The organism is Streptomyces sp. NPDC002845 (assembly GCF_053591955.1).
This window is the reverse complement of sequence record NZ_JBSFUU010000030.1, coordinates 1-15,576: the sequence shown is the minus strand read 5'-3', so window position 1 is coordinate 15,576 and position 15,576 is coordinate 1. Positions and strand designations below refer to the sequence as shown.

At 71.6% G+C, this 15,576-nt stretch carries 13 protein-coding genes; 4 read left to right on the top strand and 9 right to left on the bottom strand.

Annotated elements, in window-relative coordinates; translation table 11 throughout:
• Nucleotides 1-99: 99 nt before the first annotated feature.
• Nucleotides 100-1,641 carry an aminotransferase-like domain-containing protein gene (locus ACWD3C_RS22495; protein WP_451146547.1) on the bottom strand — a complete coding sequence of 514 codons (1,542 nt, stop codon included), beginning with the start codon at nt 1,639-1,641 and terminating at the stop codon, nt 100-102.
• Between ACWD3C_RS22495 and ACWD3C_RS22490 the strand changes: the two genes are divergently transcribed.
• Both ACWD3C_RS22490 and ACWD3C_RS22485 read left to right on the top strand, forming a co-directional pair.
• Entirely contained in the window at nt 1,532-2,512 is a 981-nt protein-coding gene (locus tag ACWD3C_RS22490; protein WP_451146545.1) for a DMT family transporter, read from the top strand. The genes ACWD3C_RS22495 and ACWD3C_RS22490 overlap by 110 nt on opposite strands.
• Before the next feature lie 95 nt (nt 2,513-2,607).
• On the top strand, nt 2,608-2,808 hold the full coding sequence (locus ACWD3C_RS22485; RefSeq protein ID WP_451146543.1) for a DUF1918 domain-containing protein: 201 nt from the start codon (nt 2,608-2,610) through the stop codon (nt 2,806-2,808).
• 59 nt (nt 2,809-2,867) lie between these two features.
• Here ACWD3C_RS22485 and ACWD3C_RS22480 read toward each other — a convergent pair whose 3' ends face one another.
• The gene (locus tag ACWD3C_RS22480; protein WP_451146541.1) at nt 2,868-4,124 is read right to left on the bottom strand and encodes a glycoside hydrolase family 10 protein; all 1,257 of its coding nucleotides are present in this window, start codon (nt 4,122-4,124) and stop codon (nt 2,868-2,870) included.
• A gap of 204 nt (nt 4,125-4,328) precedes the next feature.
• Here ACWD3C_RS22480 and ACWD3C_RS22475 point away from each other — a divergent pair, with 204 nt between their 5' ends.
• Nucleotides 4,329-5,201, top strand: a complete 873-nt coding sequence (locus ACWD3C_RS22475) for a 3-hydroxybutyryl-CoA dehydrogenase (RefSeq protein WP_451146539.1) — start codon at nt 4,329-4,331, stop codon at nt 5,199-5,201.
• Nucleotides 5,202-5,448: 247 nt separating this feature from the next.
• Nucleotides 5,449-5,706: a hypothetical protein gene (locus ACWD3C_RS22470; protein WP_451146537.1), complete on the top strand. Its 258-nt coding sequence runs from the start codon at nt 5,449-5,451 to the stop codon at nt 5,704-5,706.
• A gap of 38 nt (nt 5,707-5,744) precedes the next feature.
• Here the strand turns inward: ACWD3C_RS22470 and ACWD3C_RS22465 are convergent, their stop codons facing one another.
• From ACWD3C_RS22465 to ACWD3C_RS22435, 7 genes are all read right to left on the bottom strand, one after another.
• Nucleotides 5,745-6,290, bottom strand: a complete 546-nt coding sequence (locus ACWD3C_RS22465; protein ID WP_451146535.1) for an NUDIX domain-containing protein — start codon at nt 6,288-6,290, stop codon at nt 5,745-5,747.
• 128 nt (nt 6,291-6,418) lie between these two features.
• Nucleotides 6,419-7,759 carry a transcriptional regulator gene (locus tag ACWD3C_RS22460; protein ID WP_451146533.1) on the bottom strand — a complete coding sequence of 447 codons (1,341 nt, stop codon included), beginning with the start codon at nt 7,757-7,759 and terminating at the stop codon, nt 6,419-6,421.
• A gap of 281 nt (nt 7,760-8,040) precedes the next feature.
• Entirely contained in the window at nt 8,041-8,901 is an 861-nt protein-coding gene (locus ACWD3C_RS22455) for a PP2C family protein-serine/threonine phosphatase (RefSeq protein WP_451146531.1), read from the bottom strand.
• A gap of 476 nt (nt 8,902-9,377) precedes the next feature.
• Nucleotides 9,378-11,927 (bottom strand): phenylalanine--tRNA ligase subunit beta, encoded by a 2,550-nt coding sequence (pheT, locus tag ACWD3C_RS22450; RefSeq protein ID WP_451146529.1) that lies wholly within the window; start codon nt 11,925-11,927, stop codon nt 9,378-9,380.
• Nucleotides 11,927-13,048, bottom strand: a complete 1,122-nt coding sequence (pheS, locus tag ACWD3C_RS22445; RefSeq protein WP_451146527.1) for a phenylalanine--tRNA ligase subunit alpha — start codon at nt 13,046-13,048, stop codon at nt 11,927-11,929. Before pheS ends, pheT begins: the two co-directional genes overlap by 1 nt.
• Nucleotides 13,049-13,195: 147 nt before the next feature.
• Entirely contained in the window at nt 13,196-14,332 is a 1,137-nt protein-coding gene (locus ACWD3C_RS22440) for an ATP-binding protein (RefSeq protein WP_451146525.1), read from the bottom strand.
• A 54-nt stretch (nt 14,333-14,386) separates the two neighbouring features.
• Nucleotides 14,387-15,247: a TrmH family RNA methyltransferase gene (locus ACWD3C_RS22435; protein ID WP_451146523.1), complete on the bottom strand. Its 861-nt coding sequence runs from the start codon at nt 15,245-15,247 to the stop codon at nt 14,387-14,389.
• Nucleotides 15,248-15,576: the final 329 nt, after the last annotated feature.

The following is a 15,576-nucleotide window of genomic DNA, read 5'->3' as shown; positions in this document are numbered from 1 at the left end:
CCGCCGCGGGACGCGGCCAGCCACGACGGCGCCGCAGACGAACGACGGCACATCGCGGCCCCGCGGCGGAGCCGCATATCCGCACAGCCGGCGGAGCGCTTAGAGCATCGCATCGCAGGCCGTCCGCAGTCTCCGTACCCCCTCCGTGATCTCCCCCGCTCCCCCGACCCCCGCGAAGCTCAACCGCAGATGGCCGGCCGGAGGCTCGGCGCTGAAGTAGGGGCGGCCGGGGGTCACGGCGACGCCGGCACGGAGGGCCGTGGCGACCAGGGCGGATTCATCCGTGCCGTCGGGGAGGCGGAGCCAGAGGTGGTAGCCGCCGGACGGGACGTGCGGGAGGGAGAGGCCGGGCAGCTCCAGCCGCAGTGCGGACGTCATCATGTCCCGGCGGATCTTCAGCTCTCGTGAGACCGCCCTCAGATGCCGGGGCCAGGCCGGCGAGCCGACCAGTTCGAGGGCCGCCTCCTGAAGGGGCCGTGGGACGAAGAAGGTGTCGACGACCTGGATGGCGCGGAGCCGTTCCAGCACCGGGCCGCGGGCGGCGAGCGCGCCCACGCGGAAGCTGGGCGAGGTCGCCTTGGTCAGTGAGCTGACGTGGACGACCACCCCGTCGGGGTCCTCGGCCGCCAGCGGACGCGGCAGCGGCCCCGCGTCCTCGTGCACCAGGCGCCGTACGAAGTCGTCCTCGACCACGAACGCGCCCGCCTCCCGGGCGATCCGCAGCACCTCGCCCCGCCGCTCGGCGGAGAGCACGGCACCCGTGGGGTTCTGGAACAACGGCTGGCAGACGAACACCCGGGCGCCGGAAGCCCGGAAGGCGTCGGCCAGCAGCGACGGCTTCACGCCCTCCGCGTCCACCGGGACCGGCACGGGCCGCAGTCCCGCCGCCCGTGCGATCGCCAGCATGCCCGGATAGGTGGGCGACTCGACGAGGACCGGCGCGCCCGGCGGGGCGAGTGCGCGCAGGGCGGTGGTCAGCGCGGACTGGCCGCCCGCCGTGATGAGCACCTCGGCCGCGGTGATCGCGCCGCCGATGCTCCGCGCACACCATTCCCGCAGGTCCGGCACCCCTTCGACCGGCGGGCGCGCCCATGCGCCGGGGCGCCGGCCTGCACGGGACAGCGCGGCGCCCATGGCCCGCTCGGGCTGCAGCGACGCGTGCAGATAGCCGCCGTTGAACTCGATCACCCCCGGCGGCGGGGCCGCGAGCGAAACCAGCACGCCGGAGGCGTCCACCGTGCGCGGTACGAGTTCGGTGGCGCCGTCGGCACTCAGCACGACCGTCTGCCAGGACGTGTCCCCCACGACCGGCCCACTCTCGCGCGATCGCGCCCGGAACGCCCCCGCCCCCGGCCGGGTCACCACCAGCCCCTCGGCGACGAGCTGGGCCAGGGCCCGGGAGACGGTCACGGGGCTCACCCGGAAGCGTTCGACGAGGGCTCGGCTCGACGGGAGCTTTCCACCGGGCGAGTAGCGGTCCAGTTCCGTTCGCAGTTGTTCCGCCAGTTCACCGACACTGCTACGCTCATACATGAAAGCAGAGAGTAGCGCTACCGGGGACAGGTCAGTAGCAGTCGGCACACCCCGCAACGGCACCACCGAACCGCACACGACCGAGCCCGGCACCACCGAACCCCGCACCGCCAAGCCTCGCGGGACCGGAACCGGCACCCTGCTGGCCGCCCTCGGCGTCACCGCCTTCTCCCTCACCTTCCCCGCCACGGTCTGGGGTCTGGAGGGCTTCGGCCCGTGGTCCCTGGTGGCCTTCCGCACCGTCCTCGCGGCCCTCGTCGCGGGCGGCTGCCTGCTGGCGCTGCGGGTACCGTTCCCCGGGCGCCGCCACTGGCCGGGGCTCGCCGTGGTCGCCGCCGGTGTCGTGCTCGGCTTCCCGCTGCTGACCACCCTCGCCCTGCGGACGTCGACCACCGCGCACGCCGCCGTCGTGGTCGGGCTGCTGCCGCTGACGACCGCCCTGCTGTCGGCGCTGCGCGTCGGGACCCGCCCCTCTCGCACCTTCTGGATCGCCGCGCTCACGGGTGCGTCGGCGGTGGCCGCGTTCACCGTGCAGCAGAGCGGCGGCGCCCTCACCACGGCCGACCTGTACCTCTTCGCCGCCCTGCTGGTGTGCGCGGCCGGCTACACCGAGGGCGGCCGGCTGGCCCGGGTGATGCCCGGCTGGCAGGTCATCGCCTGGGCGCTGGTGCTGTGCCTGCCGTTCACCGTGCCGGGTGCGCTGCTGGCCCTGTCGTACGAGCCCGTGGAGCTCACCGCGCACAGCCTCGCCGGGCTGCTGTGGGTGGCCGTCGGCTCGCAGTTCCTCGGCCTGGTCGTCTGGTACCGGGGCATGGCCTCGATCGGTATCCCGAAGGCCAGCCAGTTGCAGCTTGCGCAGCCGCTGCTCACACTGGTGTGGTCGGTGCTGCTGCTCGGCGAGCGGCTCACCCCGGCCGCGCCCCTCGCGGCCGCCGCCGTCCTGGTGTGCATCGCGGTCACGCAGCGGACGAAGGCCTGACCGTATGCATACACCGGTCCCAACCGACGGCACCCGCCGTAGACTTGGACCACGGACCCCCACTCACTCCCTTGCGAGACGAGGAGGCCCCTCCGATGCAGGCAACTGTAGGTGACACTCTGCTGGTGCACGGCAGGACCGTCGGACAACACGACCGGACCGCGGAGGTCATCGAGGTCCTGGGGCCGGACGGCAGTCCCCCCTACCGGGTGCGCTTCGACGACGGTCACGAGGCCCTGATGTCACCGGGGCCGGACACGGTCGTACGCCACATCGAGGAGGAGCGCACCGAGTAGGCGCCCCGCACGTCCACGGGCCCGCGGAACCGTAGACCCGCGGACCCGTGCCGATCACGTCAGCGCGGTGTCGCCGCCCCCTGGTAGTGGTCGGCGACCACCTGTGCCATGGCGCCGTTCGCGTCGGCCGCCACCTCCTTGGCGGAGAAGAAGACGTGCCCGCGCGCCTGCGGGTAGTCGCGGGCGAGGGTGAGGTGGCGGGAGAGCTCGGCCGGGTCCTGCCAGGCCGCGGGCTGCGCCGGGTCTCCCGCCTTGTACAGCGCCTCACCGATGTACAGCTTCGTCGCCGAGTCCCGCGCGACCTCCGCCCACCAGGGCAGGAGCTTGGCGTAGTCGGCGGCGGCGAAGCCGATGTTCCAGTAGATCTGCGGGCAGATGTAGTCGATCCAGCCCTCCCGCACCCATGTCCTGGTGTCGGCGTACAGATCGTCGTACGTCTGCACCCCGGCCCTGGTGTCCGAGCCGAGCGGGTCCGTGCCCACGTTGCGCCACACGCCGAAGGGGCTGATCCCGAACTCCGTGCCGGGGCGGACGCTCTTGATGCGGGCCGCCATCTCGCGCACCAGCTTGTCGGTGTTGGCCCGGCGCCAGGCCGCCCGGCTCGTGAAGGAGCTGCCGTGCCGGTCGTAGGCCGCGTCGTCGTCGAAGGTCTGGCCCGCGACCGGGTACGGGTAGAAGTAGTCGTCGAAGTGCACGGCGTCGACGGGGTACTTCTTCACCGCGTCGAGCATCGCGTTCTGGACGAAGGCGCGGACCTCGGGCAGCCCGGGGTTGTAGTACAGCTTGCCGCCGTAGGCCACCACCCACTCGGGGTTCTTGCGGGCGGGGTGGGAGGCGATGAGCCGCGTCGGGTCGGCGTGGTTGGCGATCCGGTACGGGTTGAACCAGGCGTGCAGCTCAAGGCCGCGGGCGTGCGCCTCCTCGACCGCCGTGCCCAGCGGGTCCCAGCCCGGGTCCTGGCCCTGGGTGCCGGTGAGGTACTGCGACCAGGGCTCGTACGGGGACGGCCACAGGGCGTCGGCCGTGGGGCGGACCTGGAAGATCACCGTGTTGAGGCCGCGCTCCACGGCCGTGTCGAGGTGTGCGAGGAGCTCGGCGCGCTGCTCGGCCGCGGTCAGGCCCGCTGTGGAGGGCCAGTCGCGGTTCACCACGGTCGCCAGCCACATGCCGCGCATCTCACGGGTCGTATGACGGCGACGGTCCGGTTCCGATCCGCCCGCCATGGCGATGCCCGCCACCGCGCCGCCCGCCACCACGAGCCCCGACAGGGCACTCGCCGCGAAGGCCCGCCGTGACATCCGTGGTTTCCGATGCATCCTCATACCTCCGTGCGCCATTCCCGCCCCGTCGCGGGCCGTCCGCGGAACAGCCTGCCATGCGGCACCCGGACAATTGATCAACAGTTGCCGAAGGTAACGTGCAGGTTTGCAGCAGGTGCCGAACCACAGGGACCTGCGAGGCCCGGAGCACCTGAGAACCCTAGAACCTTCGAGAACCCTGAGAACAGCGAAAGGGACGATGTGACCGACAGTTGGGGAGACATCGCACGCGTCGGCGTGGTGGGCTGCGGCCAGATGGGAGCCGGTATCGCCGAGGTGTGCGCCCGCGCCGGCCTGGACGTGAAGGTCGCCGAGACCACCGGCGAGGCCCTGGAGATCGGCCGGACCCGGCTGTTCAACTCGCTCTCCAAGGCCGCCGAGCGCGGCAAGCTCTCCGAGGAGGACCGGGACGCCACCCAGGCGCGGCTCGGCTTCACGACCGACCTCGGCGAGTTCGCCGACCGTGATCTGGTGATCGAGGCCGTCGTCGAGAACGAGCAGGTGAAGACCGAGATCTTCCAGGTGCTCGACCAGGTGGTGACCCGCCCGGACGCGATCCTGGCCTCCAACACCTCCTCGATCCCCCTGGTGAAGCTGGCGGTCGCCACCTCGCGGCCCGACCAGGTCATCGGCATCCACTTCTTCAACCCGGCGCCCGTGCAGAAGCTCGTCGAGCTGATCCCGGCGCTGACCACCTCCGAGGGCACCCTCGGCCGGGCGCAGCTGTTCACCGAGAAGGTGCTGGGCAAGCACGCGATCCGCGCCCAGGACCGCTCGGGCTTCGTGGTCAACGCGCTGCTGATCCCGTATCTGCTCTCCGCGATCCGGATGTTCGAGTCGGGCATCGCCAGCCGCGAGGACATCGACAACGGCATGGAGCTGGGCTGCGCCCACCCGATGGGCCCGCTCAAGCTGTCCGACCTGATCGGCCTGGACACGGTCGCCTCGGTGGCGTACTCGATGTACGAGGAGTACAAGGAGCCCCTGTACGCCGCTCCCCCGCTGCTCCAGCGGATGGTCGACGCGGGGCGGCTCGGCCGTAAGTCGGGGTCGGGCTTCTACGCGTACACCTGAGCGCCACGTACGCCTGAGCACCGCATACGCCTGAACATCACGCGCCACCGCGTCCCGTCACAGTCCGTACAACTTCATGCCCGCGTGGGCCCGGCACCGTACTCGGTGCCGGGCCCATGGCATTCACACACCGTGTGAGCACCGGACACGCATATGCCCCTCGCACACGCTCCCCACTCACCCACCAGGGGAGTTGACTTTACGTGCGCATGCAAGGCCCCTAACGACTACAGAGAGGAGTCGACTCGTGGCCACCGACCCGGAGCATCCCGTGCTCCACGGTGAACTCGCAGAGTTACGTCGTCGTCTGGACGTGGCGCATGCCCACGTCGAGGGAGGACTGACTCTGCTCAGCCACCGCGCCGAACAGACCGCCAAGGAAGTCGACGACCTGAGCGCACGGGTCGCCGCTCTGGAGCACGCCCGCTGGCCCTTGCCCGCGGTCGCGGTGCTCACCGCGGTGGGCGCGCTCGTCGTGGCGGTCTGGCAGTCACTGGCGCGCTGATCCCCCGCCATCGGGGTCGGTCGGGGCGTGGCGAGGGATCAGGGCATGGTGTCCTGTCCGAGCCTCAGGTGGTGCAGGAGGAGCAGTGCGGCCGCCATGTTCGCGGCCGGGACCTCGCCGCGGGCGACCATGTCGGGAACGAGCTTGAGCGGAACCCATTCCCGGCGGTCCGATTCGAAGTCGTCCACGGGGTGACCCGTATACGCGCCCTCATCGGCCCAGTAGATGTGGTGCCGGGCGTCGGTGAGCCCGTTGGAGGGCTCGACGCTCATCAGATGGCGCAGGGGTCCCGGTCGCCAGCCGGTCTCCTCCTCCAGTTCGCGGGCCGCGGCCTCGGCGATGTCCTCGCCGTCCTCGACCACACCCGCCGCGAGTTCCCATCCCCAGCTGTCGGTGATGAAGCGGTGCCGCCACAGGAGGAGTACCTCATTGGCCTCGTTCACCACCGTGGCCACGGCGACGGGCCGCAGTCGTATGAGGAAGTGATCGATGTGCCGCCCGTCCGGCAGCGCGACATCTGCGAGATTGACGCTGAACCAACGGTTTGAGTACATAGTCTGTTCGTTCTGTTTCGTCCACTGCACGGTTCTGCCACCTTCCGCCGAGTAAGTGGCAATATCGCAGCAGGAGCGTCCTGACATCAGGCAGCGGCAGGCCGCTCACAGCGCAGCGGTAGGCGCAGGGTTCCGGCGGTTCCCCTCCACCGCGGTGTTCACAGCGGTACGCGCAGTGCCCCGTCGATGAGTTCGGCGGCCTCGGCAGTGCCCGCGCAGCCGCTGCGCACCAGGTATTCGCGTACCGCCCGCAATCTGTCACGCAGCCGCTGGGACTCCATCCCCCGCGCCCGTTCGGCCATTTCCACGGCGGTCGCCACCGCCTTGTCGGCGTTGCCCTGCCGCAGCTCGATCTGGCTGAGAATGGCGAGCCGATGCACGCGTCCCCGGTCGTGCGCCGGGGTGTCGACCGCGGCCGTGGCGTGCTCCGCGGCCGCCGCCAGGTCGCCGAGGCTGAGCAGCGCCTCCGCCACCTGTACGTTGACCAGGCCGGGCTGGACATAGCCGGTCTCGTCCGGTTCGTATCCGCGCCGGATGCGCTCGGCGGCCTGCTCGGCCCGCCGGATGCAGGACAGCGCGCTGGTGCCGTCGCCGAGGTGCGCGTACGCCTTGGCCTGCATCGCGTAGAGGTCCGAGGCGAGCGCCGGGGTGATGTGCTTGCCCGCGGCACGCAGCGCGGCCTCGGCGAAGGCGACGGACTGCCGGTACTCCTTCATGAACAGCGACTGGTTGACGAGCAGGGCGATCACATACGCGCCAAGTCCCCGGTCCCCGCTGGCCTTCGCGAGCCTGAGGGCCTGGTGGAAGTACCGCTGGGCGAGTCCGTGGGCGTCGGAGTCGTACGCGCAGATGCCCGCGACGGCCACCAAACCGCCCGTGGCGCGGTGGAGTTGGCGGCCGGTGGCGTCGGTGTAGCCGCCGCGCAGCAGGGGCGCGGCCTCGGCGTTCAGGAAGCCGACGATTCGGGTGCGGGTCGCGATGCCGCCGGCCTTGCGGTACATCTGCTCGTAGTGGGTGCGGGCCGCGCGCAGCATCTCGATGTCGGCCATGCTGACGTGGTGCCGTCCGCCGCGCGAGACGTCCACGTCCTCGGGCGGGTTCTCCCACTCCCACACGGGCATCACGGCGGGCGTGCCGGTGACGGCGGGGGCGCCGAGGACATGCGGGCGCTGCTGTTCGTCGGAGCGCCACAGGGCGGTGGCCCGCTCCACGAAACCGGACAGGGTGGAGGCGTGCGGCGAGGCCGGTTCGCCCGGGACGCCGAGGCCGATGTCGTCCAGGGTCACCTGCCGGTGCAGCCGGGCGGCGAGCACCTCGCAGATCAGGTCGGGCACCTGGCCGCGCGGGCGCTGCCCCTTCAACCACCGTGCCACGGCGGTGTGTTCGTACCTGAGCGCGAGCCCGCGTGCCCGCCCCGCCTGGTTGACGTGGGCGGCGAGTCCCGCATGGGAGATCCCGGCCTCGTCGAGTATCGCGTCGAGCAAGGTGTTGGGCTGCATGAAGGCCCTCCGGTGGCTCGGTGCGGGCGGTGTCCTACCGTAGCGCCTCTCTGTTCACACCCCGTGTGAACGGAGTGCTCGAATCCGCGCTGTGCGCGCGCTGTTGCGGAGAGTTTTGGACCGGTTGACTGAAATGCCTCGCAAGAGGCCGGCCGGGCCGCCGGCTCCCCCTCGTACAGTGCGGCGGCCCGACTCCGCGCCGTCCGCCCAGCTGCCTGCCCGACACTCCGTGGCGGGGCGGACGGCTGCCGCCGGCGCGCTCCGCTGGAAACGAGGGGGAACTACAGGTGGTTTGTCGGCTGCGGGTAGGTTGTGGCTGGTCGCGCCCCGGCGGCGGAGCCGCCTATGTCACAGCCCCGCGCCCCTATCGGGGCGCACCCGGGTTGACGGTCGTTCCTTAAGACGAGCATGGCCACGTCGTCAGTGGGTCTGCCCCCGGTGTGGCGGCGGAGGCGGGTGAACACGGCTCGCAGCACGGACTGCGGAGAGATCGGCCACGTACGTACGGTCTCGGCGAGCACGGCGGGCAGCGGAAAGAATCGGCCACGCCCGTCACGGGCGTCCTCGACACCATCCGTGTGCAGGAACAGGGCCTCGCCGGGCAGCAGTTGACCGCAGTGGGCGACCGGCAGCTCGGCGGGGAGTGGGAACAGTCCGAGTGGAGGCAGGGGTTCGGCTTGGGCGAGCGGCTCCGCGCAGTCGTCGCCGAGCCGGTACGGCCAGGGGTGGCCGCAGTTGAGGGCGCGTACGTCGCCGTCCGGCCCGATCTCCAGGAGCAGCACGGTCACGAACTCCTCGGCCACCGGGTTCTCGGGGTCGGGACCCGCGGAGGGGTGCTCGTCCTTGGCCCGCTCCCGCAGATGCCGGGCGAGCGCCCGATCCAGCCGTCGGAGCACACTGCCCAGTTCGGGTTCGTCGTGCACGGCCTCCCGGAAACTCCCGAGTACGGCGGCCACGGTGCCGATGGCGGAGAGCCCGTGCCCGCGCACGTCGCCCATCACCACCCGTACGCCGTGCTCGGTGGCGGTCACCTCGTACAGGTCCCCGCCGACGCGGGCGCCACGGTCGGCGGACAGCTGCGCCGCGGCCGTGGCCAGCCCGTCGATCCGCGGCGGCAGCGGCCGCAGCAATATGCTCAACATTCCTGTGGGCGAGAGCGCCCCTCAGCCGGGCCTGGACCCGCGCCACGAAGCCCGCCCCGGTCACCGCTCGTGAGTGGTACCCGGGGCCACGCCCTACGGGGAGCCCCAGCGTCTCTGACTGGCTTGGCCTGAGCGTTGCTCAGGCGGTGTGAGCCAGTCGCCTTCGTGCCCTGGTACTGAACAACGGAAGCCGTCAGCCCGCGTGACACGTCCCTCCGGACGCTTGTCGGTGAGGTCTCGCGGCCCCGCCGAGGAGGGTGCCCGACGTCGCCTGGGCGCCGGGCATGCGCGTAACACTCTGCCACAGAATCACTACGTTGCGCTAATCCGACTGCTGAGCCTCGATTGCGAATCATGCCGACGGCCTCCCAGTGGGGGGGTGTCGGTGGCGTAGCCCTCACAAGAGGCGCGGGGGAACTGCGCGACCAGCCACGGCAAACCCGCACCCGGCCGGACAACGCAGTCCCCCACGGCGGCTAGCCGCGCAGCACAGCCCCCATACGCTCGCCCGCCAACGCAACCGCCGCATCCCGAGCAGCCGAGGCCTCGTCCACGGTCAACGTCCGGTCACCCGCGCGGAAGCGCAACGCGTACGCCAGCGACTTCCGCCCCTCGCCGAGCTGCTCGGCGTTCTCGTAGACGTCGAACAGGCGGATGGACTCCAGCAGTTCACCAGCGCCCTCACGCAGCGCCGCCTCGACATCCGCCGCGGGGACGAACTGGTCGACGACCAGGGCGACATCCTGTGTGGCGACCGGGAACGTGGAGATGCCCGGCGCCTGCGGGACACCGTCACCGACCCGCTCCAGGGCGTCCAGGTCGAGCTCCATCGCGCAGGTACGCGCGGGCAGACCGAGGGCCTTGACCACCCGCGGGTGCAGCTCACCGGCGTGGCCGACGACCTTCTCGGCACCGTCGACGGTGACCGCCAGCTCGGCGCACCGCCCCGGGTGCCACGGCCCGTACTGGCCCTTGCGCACGATCAGCTCGGCACCGGCCTCACCGGCGACGGTCCGGGCGGCCTCGACCGCGTCGGCCCAGTCGGCCGGGCGGCCCTTGCCCCACCAGCCGGCCTGCTCGCGGGCGCCCGCGAGGACGACGGCGACGTGGCGCGGCTGCGCGGGCAGAACGGCGGTCAGCGAGGCGATCTCCTCGTCGGTCGGGCGGCGGTCGACGGGCAGGTGCCCGGCCACACGCCGCTCCTCGCTCGGGTGGAAGACCAGGTCGGCCTCGAAGAGGGCCAGGTCGTGCGAGCCCCGGCCGTCGTTGCGCCGCAGCGCGCCCAGCAGGCCCGGCAGCAGCGACGTACGCAGCGCGGGCTCCTCGTCGTTGAGCGGGTTGACCAGCTTGACGACGCGGCGGGCCGGGTCGTCGGCCTCCAGGCCGAGCTGGTCGAAGACCTGCTCGCTGACGAACGGGTAGTTCGGCGCCTCGACATAGCCCGCTCCGGCCAGCGCGCGGCCGACCCTGCGGTGCAGCCGCTGCCGGTGGGTCAGACCACGGCCGGACGGCGGCTTGGGCAGCGTGGAGGGCAGGTTCTCGTAGCCCTCCAGGCGGATGACCTCTTCGGCCAGGTCGTTCGGTTCGAGGAGGTCGGGCCGCCAGGACGGCACGGTGACGATCAGCTCGTCCTGCCCGTACACGTCGCAGCCGATCGCCTGGAGTCGCCGTACGACGGTCTCGCGGCCGTAGTCGACGCCCGCGACCTTGTCCGGGTGGCCGGCCGGGAGAGTGATGGTGTGCGGCGCGGACGGCGCGATGACCTCGGTGACCCCGGCGTCGGCGGTGCCGCCCGCGAGCAGCACCAGCAGGTCGACGGTGCGCTGGGCGGCGGCGGCCGCGGCCAGCGGGTCGACGCCGCGCTCGAAGCGGCGGGACGCCTCGGAGGACAGCTTGTGGCGGCGGGCCGTACGCGCGATGGCGACCTGGTCGAAGTGCGCGGCCTCGATCACGACCTCGGTGGTCGCGTTCTCGACGTCGATGGGGGTCCCCCCGGTCGAGTCCATTCGAGACTGGGGGAGGTCGGCGATCTCGGTGTTGGCGCCGCCCATGACGCCCGCGAGGCCGATCGGGCCGCGCTCGTCGGTGATCACCAGGTCCTCGGCGTGCAGAGTGCGCGTGGCGCCGTCGAGGGTGACGAGCTTCTCGCCCTCCTGGGCGCGGCGCACGCCGATGGTGCCCTCTACCAGCCCCCGGTCGTAGGCGTGCAGCGGCTGGCCGAGTTCCGTCATCACGTAGTTGGTGATGTCGACGGCGAGCGAGATCGGGCGCATGCCGACCTTCTGCAGCCGGCGCCGGAGCCAGATCGGGGAGCGTGCCTCCGGGTCGAGGCCGGTGACGGTGCGGGCGGTGAAGCGGTCGCAGCCGACGGGATCGGAGACCTCGACGGGGTAGCCGAACGCGTTCGGGCCCGGGACGTCGAGCAGCGCCGGGTCGCGCAGCGGCAGACCGTAGGCGATGGCGGTCTCGCGGGCGACGCCGCGGATGGACAGGCAGTCGCCGCGGTTGGCGGTGACGGCGATGTCCAGGACCTCGTCGACCAGTTCGAGCAGCTCGATGGCGTCCTTGCCGACCTCGGTCTCCGGCGGCAGCACGATGATGCCCTTGGTGCCGTCGTCGCCCATGCCCAGCTCGTCGCTGGAGCAGATCATGCCGTGGGACGTCTTGCCGTAGGTCTTGCGGGCGCTGATCGCGAAGCCGCCGGGCAGCACGGCGCCCGGCAGCACCACGACGACCTTGTCGTCGACGGCGAAGTTGCGGGCGCCGCAGACGATCTCCTGAGGCTCACCGGTGCCGTTGGCCTGGCCGACGTCGACCGTGCAGAAGCGGATCGGCTTCTTGAAGCCCTCCAGCTCCTCGATGGTCAGCACCTGGCCGACGACGAGCGGCCCCTTGAGGCCGTCGCCGAGCTGCTCGACGGTCTCGACCTCCAGACCGGCCGAAATGAGCTTGGCCTGCACATCGCGGCCGGTCTCGGTGGCCGGCAGGTCGACGTACTCCCGCAGCCAAGAAAGCGGGACCCGCATCAGATCTCCATCCCGAACGGCCGGGTGAACCGGACGTCACCCTCGACCATGTCTCGCATGTCCTCGACGTTGTGGCGGAACATCAACATCCGCTCGATGCCGAACCCGAAGGCGAAGCCGCTGTACTTCTCCGGGTCGACGCCGCAGGCGGTGAGCACCCGCGGGTTGACCATGCCGCAGCCGCCGAGCTCGATCCAGCCCTCGGAGGAGCAGGTACGGCAGGGCCGGTCGGGGTTGCCGACGGACTCGCCGCGGCAGACGTAGCACACCATGTCCATCTCGGCGGACGGCTCGGTGAACGGGAAGAAGTTCGGCCTGAGCCGGGTCTTCATGCCCTCGCCGAACAGCGACTGGACCATGTGGTCCAGGGTGCCCTTCAGGTCGGCCATGGTCAGGCCCTCGTCCACGGCGAGCAGCTCGACCTGGTGGAAGACCGGGGTGTGCGTGGCGTCCAGCTCGTCGGTGCGGTACACGCGGCCGGGGCAGATCACGTACACCGGCAGCTCACGGTCGAGCAGCGAGCGGATCTGCACGGGCGAGGTGTGGGTGCGCAGTACGACGCCGGACTCGGAGCCGCCGTCCGGGCCCTGCACGAAGAAGGTGTCGGCCTCTCCGCGGGCCGGGTGGTCCGGGCCGATGTTCAGCGCGTCGAAGTTGAACCACTCGGCCTCGACCTGCGGGCCCTCGGCGACCTCGTAGCCCATGGCCACGAAGATGTCCTCGATGCGCTCCGACAGCGTGGTGAGCGGATGGCGGGCGCCGGCCGGTACGCGGTCGTACGGCAGCGTGACGTCCACGGCCTCCTCGACCAGCACGCGCGCGTCCCGCTCGGCCTCCAGTTCTGCCTGGCGGGCGGCCAGGGCCTTGTTCACGGCGCCGCGGGCCATGCCGACGCGCTTGCCGGCCTCGGCCTTGGCGTGCGGGGGCAGGGCGCCGATCTCGCGGTTGGCGAGGGCCAGCGGGGAGGTGCCGCCGGTGTGGGCGACCTTGGCCTCCTGGAGCGCGTCGAGGGAGTCCGCGGCGGCGAAGGCGGCGAGCGCCTCGTCCCGCATGCGCTCGATCTGTTCCGGTTTCAACGCCTCGACCTCGACTGGGTCGTACGACTTATTGGGTGCCGACATCTCTTCCCGTGCTTCCGGTTGGCTGGCTGAAGGTCCCCGTCACCGACTCGTGGACGTTTCGTCTCCAGTGGTGGGACACAAAGGTGCCAAAGGCCGAGTCTAACGGGGTTGAGGTGTGCGAATGCGCCCGTGGGGCTTCGGTCGGCGTCACTGCAGATACGCCGGGGCCCCCACGGGCAACATAAATCGGAACTCGGCGCCGCCATCGGGGGCGCGGCCGACCGTGATGGTGCCGCCGTGGGCCTCGACGATGCCTTTGACGATGTACAGCCCGAGGCCGGTGCCACCGCGCTTGCTGCCCCGCCAGAAGCGGGTGAAGACGCGGTTCATGGACTCCTCCGGGATGCCGGGGCCCTCGTCGCTCACCGTGACCGACGTACCGGCGTCCTCACGTTCGCGCGGGGACGCCGAGGGCGTGACGTCAATCGTGACGGTTCCCTCGCCGTGCCGCACGGCATTTTCGAGAAGGTTGCTCAGCACCTGGTCGATCTTGTCGGGGTCGGCCCAGAGGTCGGGCAGCGGCTGTTCCATCCGGAGCAGGAACCGGTCGGCGGGCTGACCGGCGGCGACGTACGCCTGGATGTGCCGTCCGACGGCGGCGCCCATGTCCACGGGCTGGCGGCGCAGTTCCAGCCGGCCGGAGTCGATCCGCGAGATGTCGAGCAGCTCGGCGATGAGCCGCGTCACGCGGTTGGCGTCGGCATCGACGGTCTCCAGCATGAGCTTCTTCTGATCGTCGGTGAACCGCTCCCACTTGGCGAGCAGGGTGGCGGTGAAGCCCTTCACCGAGGTGAGCGGCGAGCGCAGTTCATGGGCGACCGTGGCGATCAGCTCGGCGTGGCTGCGCTCGGTGCGGCGGCGGGCCTCGGTGTCCCGGAGGGAGACGACGACCCGGTGGACGGGCCCGGTGGGCTTCGTACGGACGTAACGCGCCGTTACGAGGACCTCGCGCCCTCCCGGCAGCAGCAGGTTCCGCTCGGGCTGACCGACCCGGATGGCGAGCCCTCCGTAGGGGTCGGTCAGCTGCCACCAGCGGCGGCCTTCGAGGTCCTCCAGCGGAAGGGCGCGTTCGAGGCGCTGTCCGAGGGCGTCGGCGGCGGACACGGCCGTGATGCGGGCCGCGGCGGCGTTGAAGCAGATGACACGGCCGTGTTCGTCGGCGATGACGAGACCGTCGGGAAGGTCGTCGGGGTCGATGCCTAACCCGGCCGGATCACCGTGCCGGGTCGAGGCCGGTCCGCCCACGTCCCGCACCCCCGGTGCCCTGCTCGTGCCGACACTCATCCCCGTACCCCACCTCTCGTGCGACGCAAGTGGGCCCCCGAGCCCGTCACCCTACTAGCTGGTGGTGACGGAGCGGCACCCTCCAGGGGCGCGCTGTGCACGGGCGGACGCGTAGAGACATACGGCGGCGGCGGTCGCGAGGTTCAGGCTCTCCGCCTTTCCGTGAATCGGGACCCGTACGACGGCGTCGGCCAGCGCCCGCGTCTCCTCCGGCAGGCCCCATGCCTCGTTCCCGAACACCCAGGCCGTGGGCCCGCCCATGGTGCCGTTGTCCAGCTCGTCGTCGAGATCGTCGTCCCCGGCTCCGTCCGCGGCGAGGATGCGTACGCCCGCGTCCTTGAGCCCTTCCACGGCCCGCTCCACGGGTACGCCTACGGCGACGGGGAGGTGGAAGAGGGAGCCGACGGAGGCGCGTACGGCCTTGGGGTTGTACAGGTCGACGGACGCGTCGGTGAGGACGACGGCCTCGGCACCGGCGGCGTCGGCGCACCGCAGCACGGTGCCGGCGTTTCCGGGGTCCCGTACGTGTGCGAGTACGGCGACGAGCTTGGGGCGTGCCTGCAGGATCTCCTCGAAGGGGGTGTCGAGGAAGCGGCAGATCCCGACGAGGCCCTGGGGGGTGACCGTGGTGGAGATGTCTGCGATGACCTGCTCGTCGGCGAGGTGTACGCGGGCGCCGGCCGTGCGGGCCTCTCCGACGATGTCGGCGTACCGCTCCGCGGCCTCGACGGTCACGAACACCTCGACCAGGCTCGGTCGGCCGTCCACCTCGTGCCCCGCCGCCTCCCGCACCGCCTGCGGACCCTCCGCCAGGAACAGCCGCTCCTTGCCCCGGAAGTTCCGCTTGGCCAGTCGGCGGGCGGCGGTGACGCGGGGTGAGCGGGGGGAGATCAGCTCGGGAGTGGCGGGCTGCATGGGGTCACCTTTGGTGCGGTTGCGGGGTGGGGTGGGGTGGGGTGGGGTGGGTCTTCTGGCCGTGGGGAGGGTGGGCGCCGGGGTTTGTTTCGCCCCCGCCGCCCCTACCCGTCCCATCCCCGGGGCGCCGCCCCGGAGCCCCGCTGGGGGCTGCGCCCCCAGGCCCCCGGGCGAGGAGTGTTCGGGGTGGGTGGGACCGTGCGGGTGGGTGGGTGGTTCATCGGCCTTCGGCCTCGGGGGGGGGGGGCGGGCGGGGGGGGGGGGGGGGGGGGGGGGGGTGGAGATTTTAGGCGGCGCCCGCGGGGGGGGGGCGGGCACCCCCAAACCCT

Bases quoted from the DNA above. Each gene is read 5' to 3' on its own strand.
- ACWD3C_RS22480 (WP_451146541.1), bottom strand. From the start codon at position 4,124: ATGCATCGGAAACCACGGATGTCACGGCGGGCCTTCGCGGCGAGTGCC.
- ACWD3C_RS22490 (WP_451146545.1), top strand. From the start codon at position 1,532: ATGAAAGCAGAGAGTAGCGCTACCGGGGACAGGTCAGTAGCAGTCGGC.
- ACWD3C_RS22435 (WP_451146523.1), bottom strand. From the start codon at position 15,247: ATGCAGCCCGCCACTCCCGAGCTGATCTCCCCCCGCTCACCCCGCGTC.
- ACWD3C_RS22440 (WP_451146525.1), bottom strand. From the start codon at position 14,332: ATGAGTGTCGGCACGAGCAGGGCACCGGGGGTGCGGGACGTGGGCGGA.
- ACWD3C_RS22460 (WP_451146533.1), bottom strand. From the start codon at position 7,759: ATGCAGCCCAACACCTTGCTCGACGCGATACTCGACGAGGCCGGGATC.
- ACWD3C_RS22485 (WP_451146543.1), top strand. From the start codon at position 2,608: ATGCAGGCAACTGTAGGTGACACTCTGCTGGTGCACGGCAGGACCGTC.
- ACWD3C_RS22455 (WP_451146531.1), bottom strand. From the start codon at position 8,901: ATGTTGAGCATATTGCTGCGGCCGCTGCCGCCGCGGATCGACGGGCTG.
- pheT (WP_451146529.1), bottom strand. From the start codon at position 11,927: ATGCGGGTCCCGCTTTCTTGGCTGCGGGAGTACGTCGACCTGCCGGCC.
- pheS (WP_451146527.1), bottom strand. From the start codon at position 13,048: ATGTCGGCACCCAATAAGTCGTACGACCCAGTCGAGGTCGAGGCGTTG.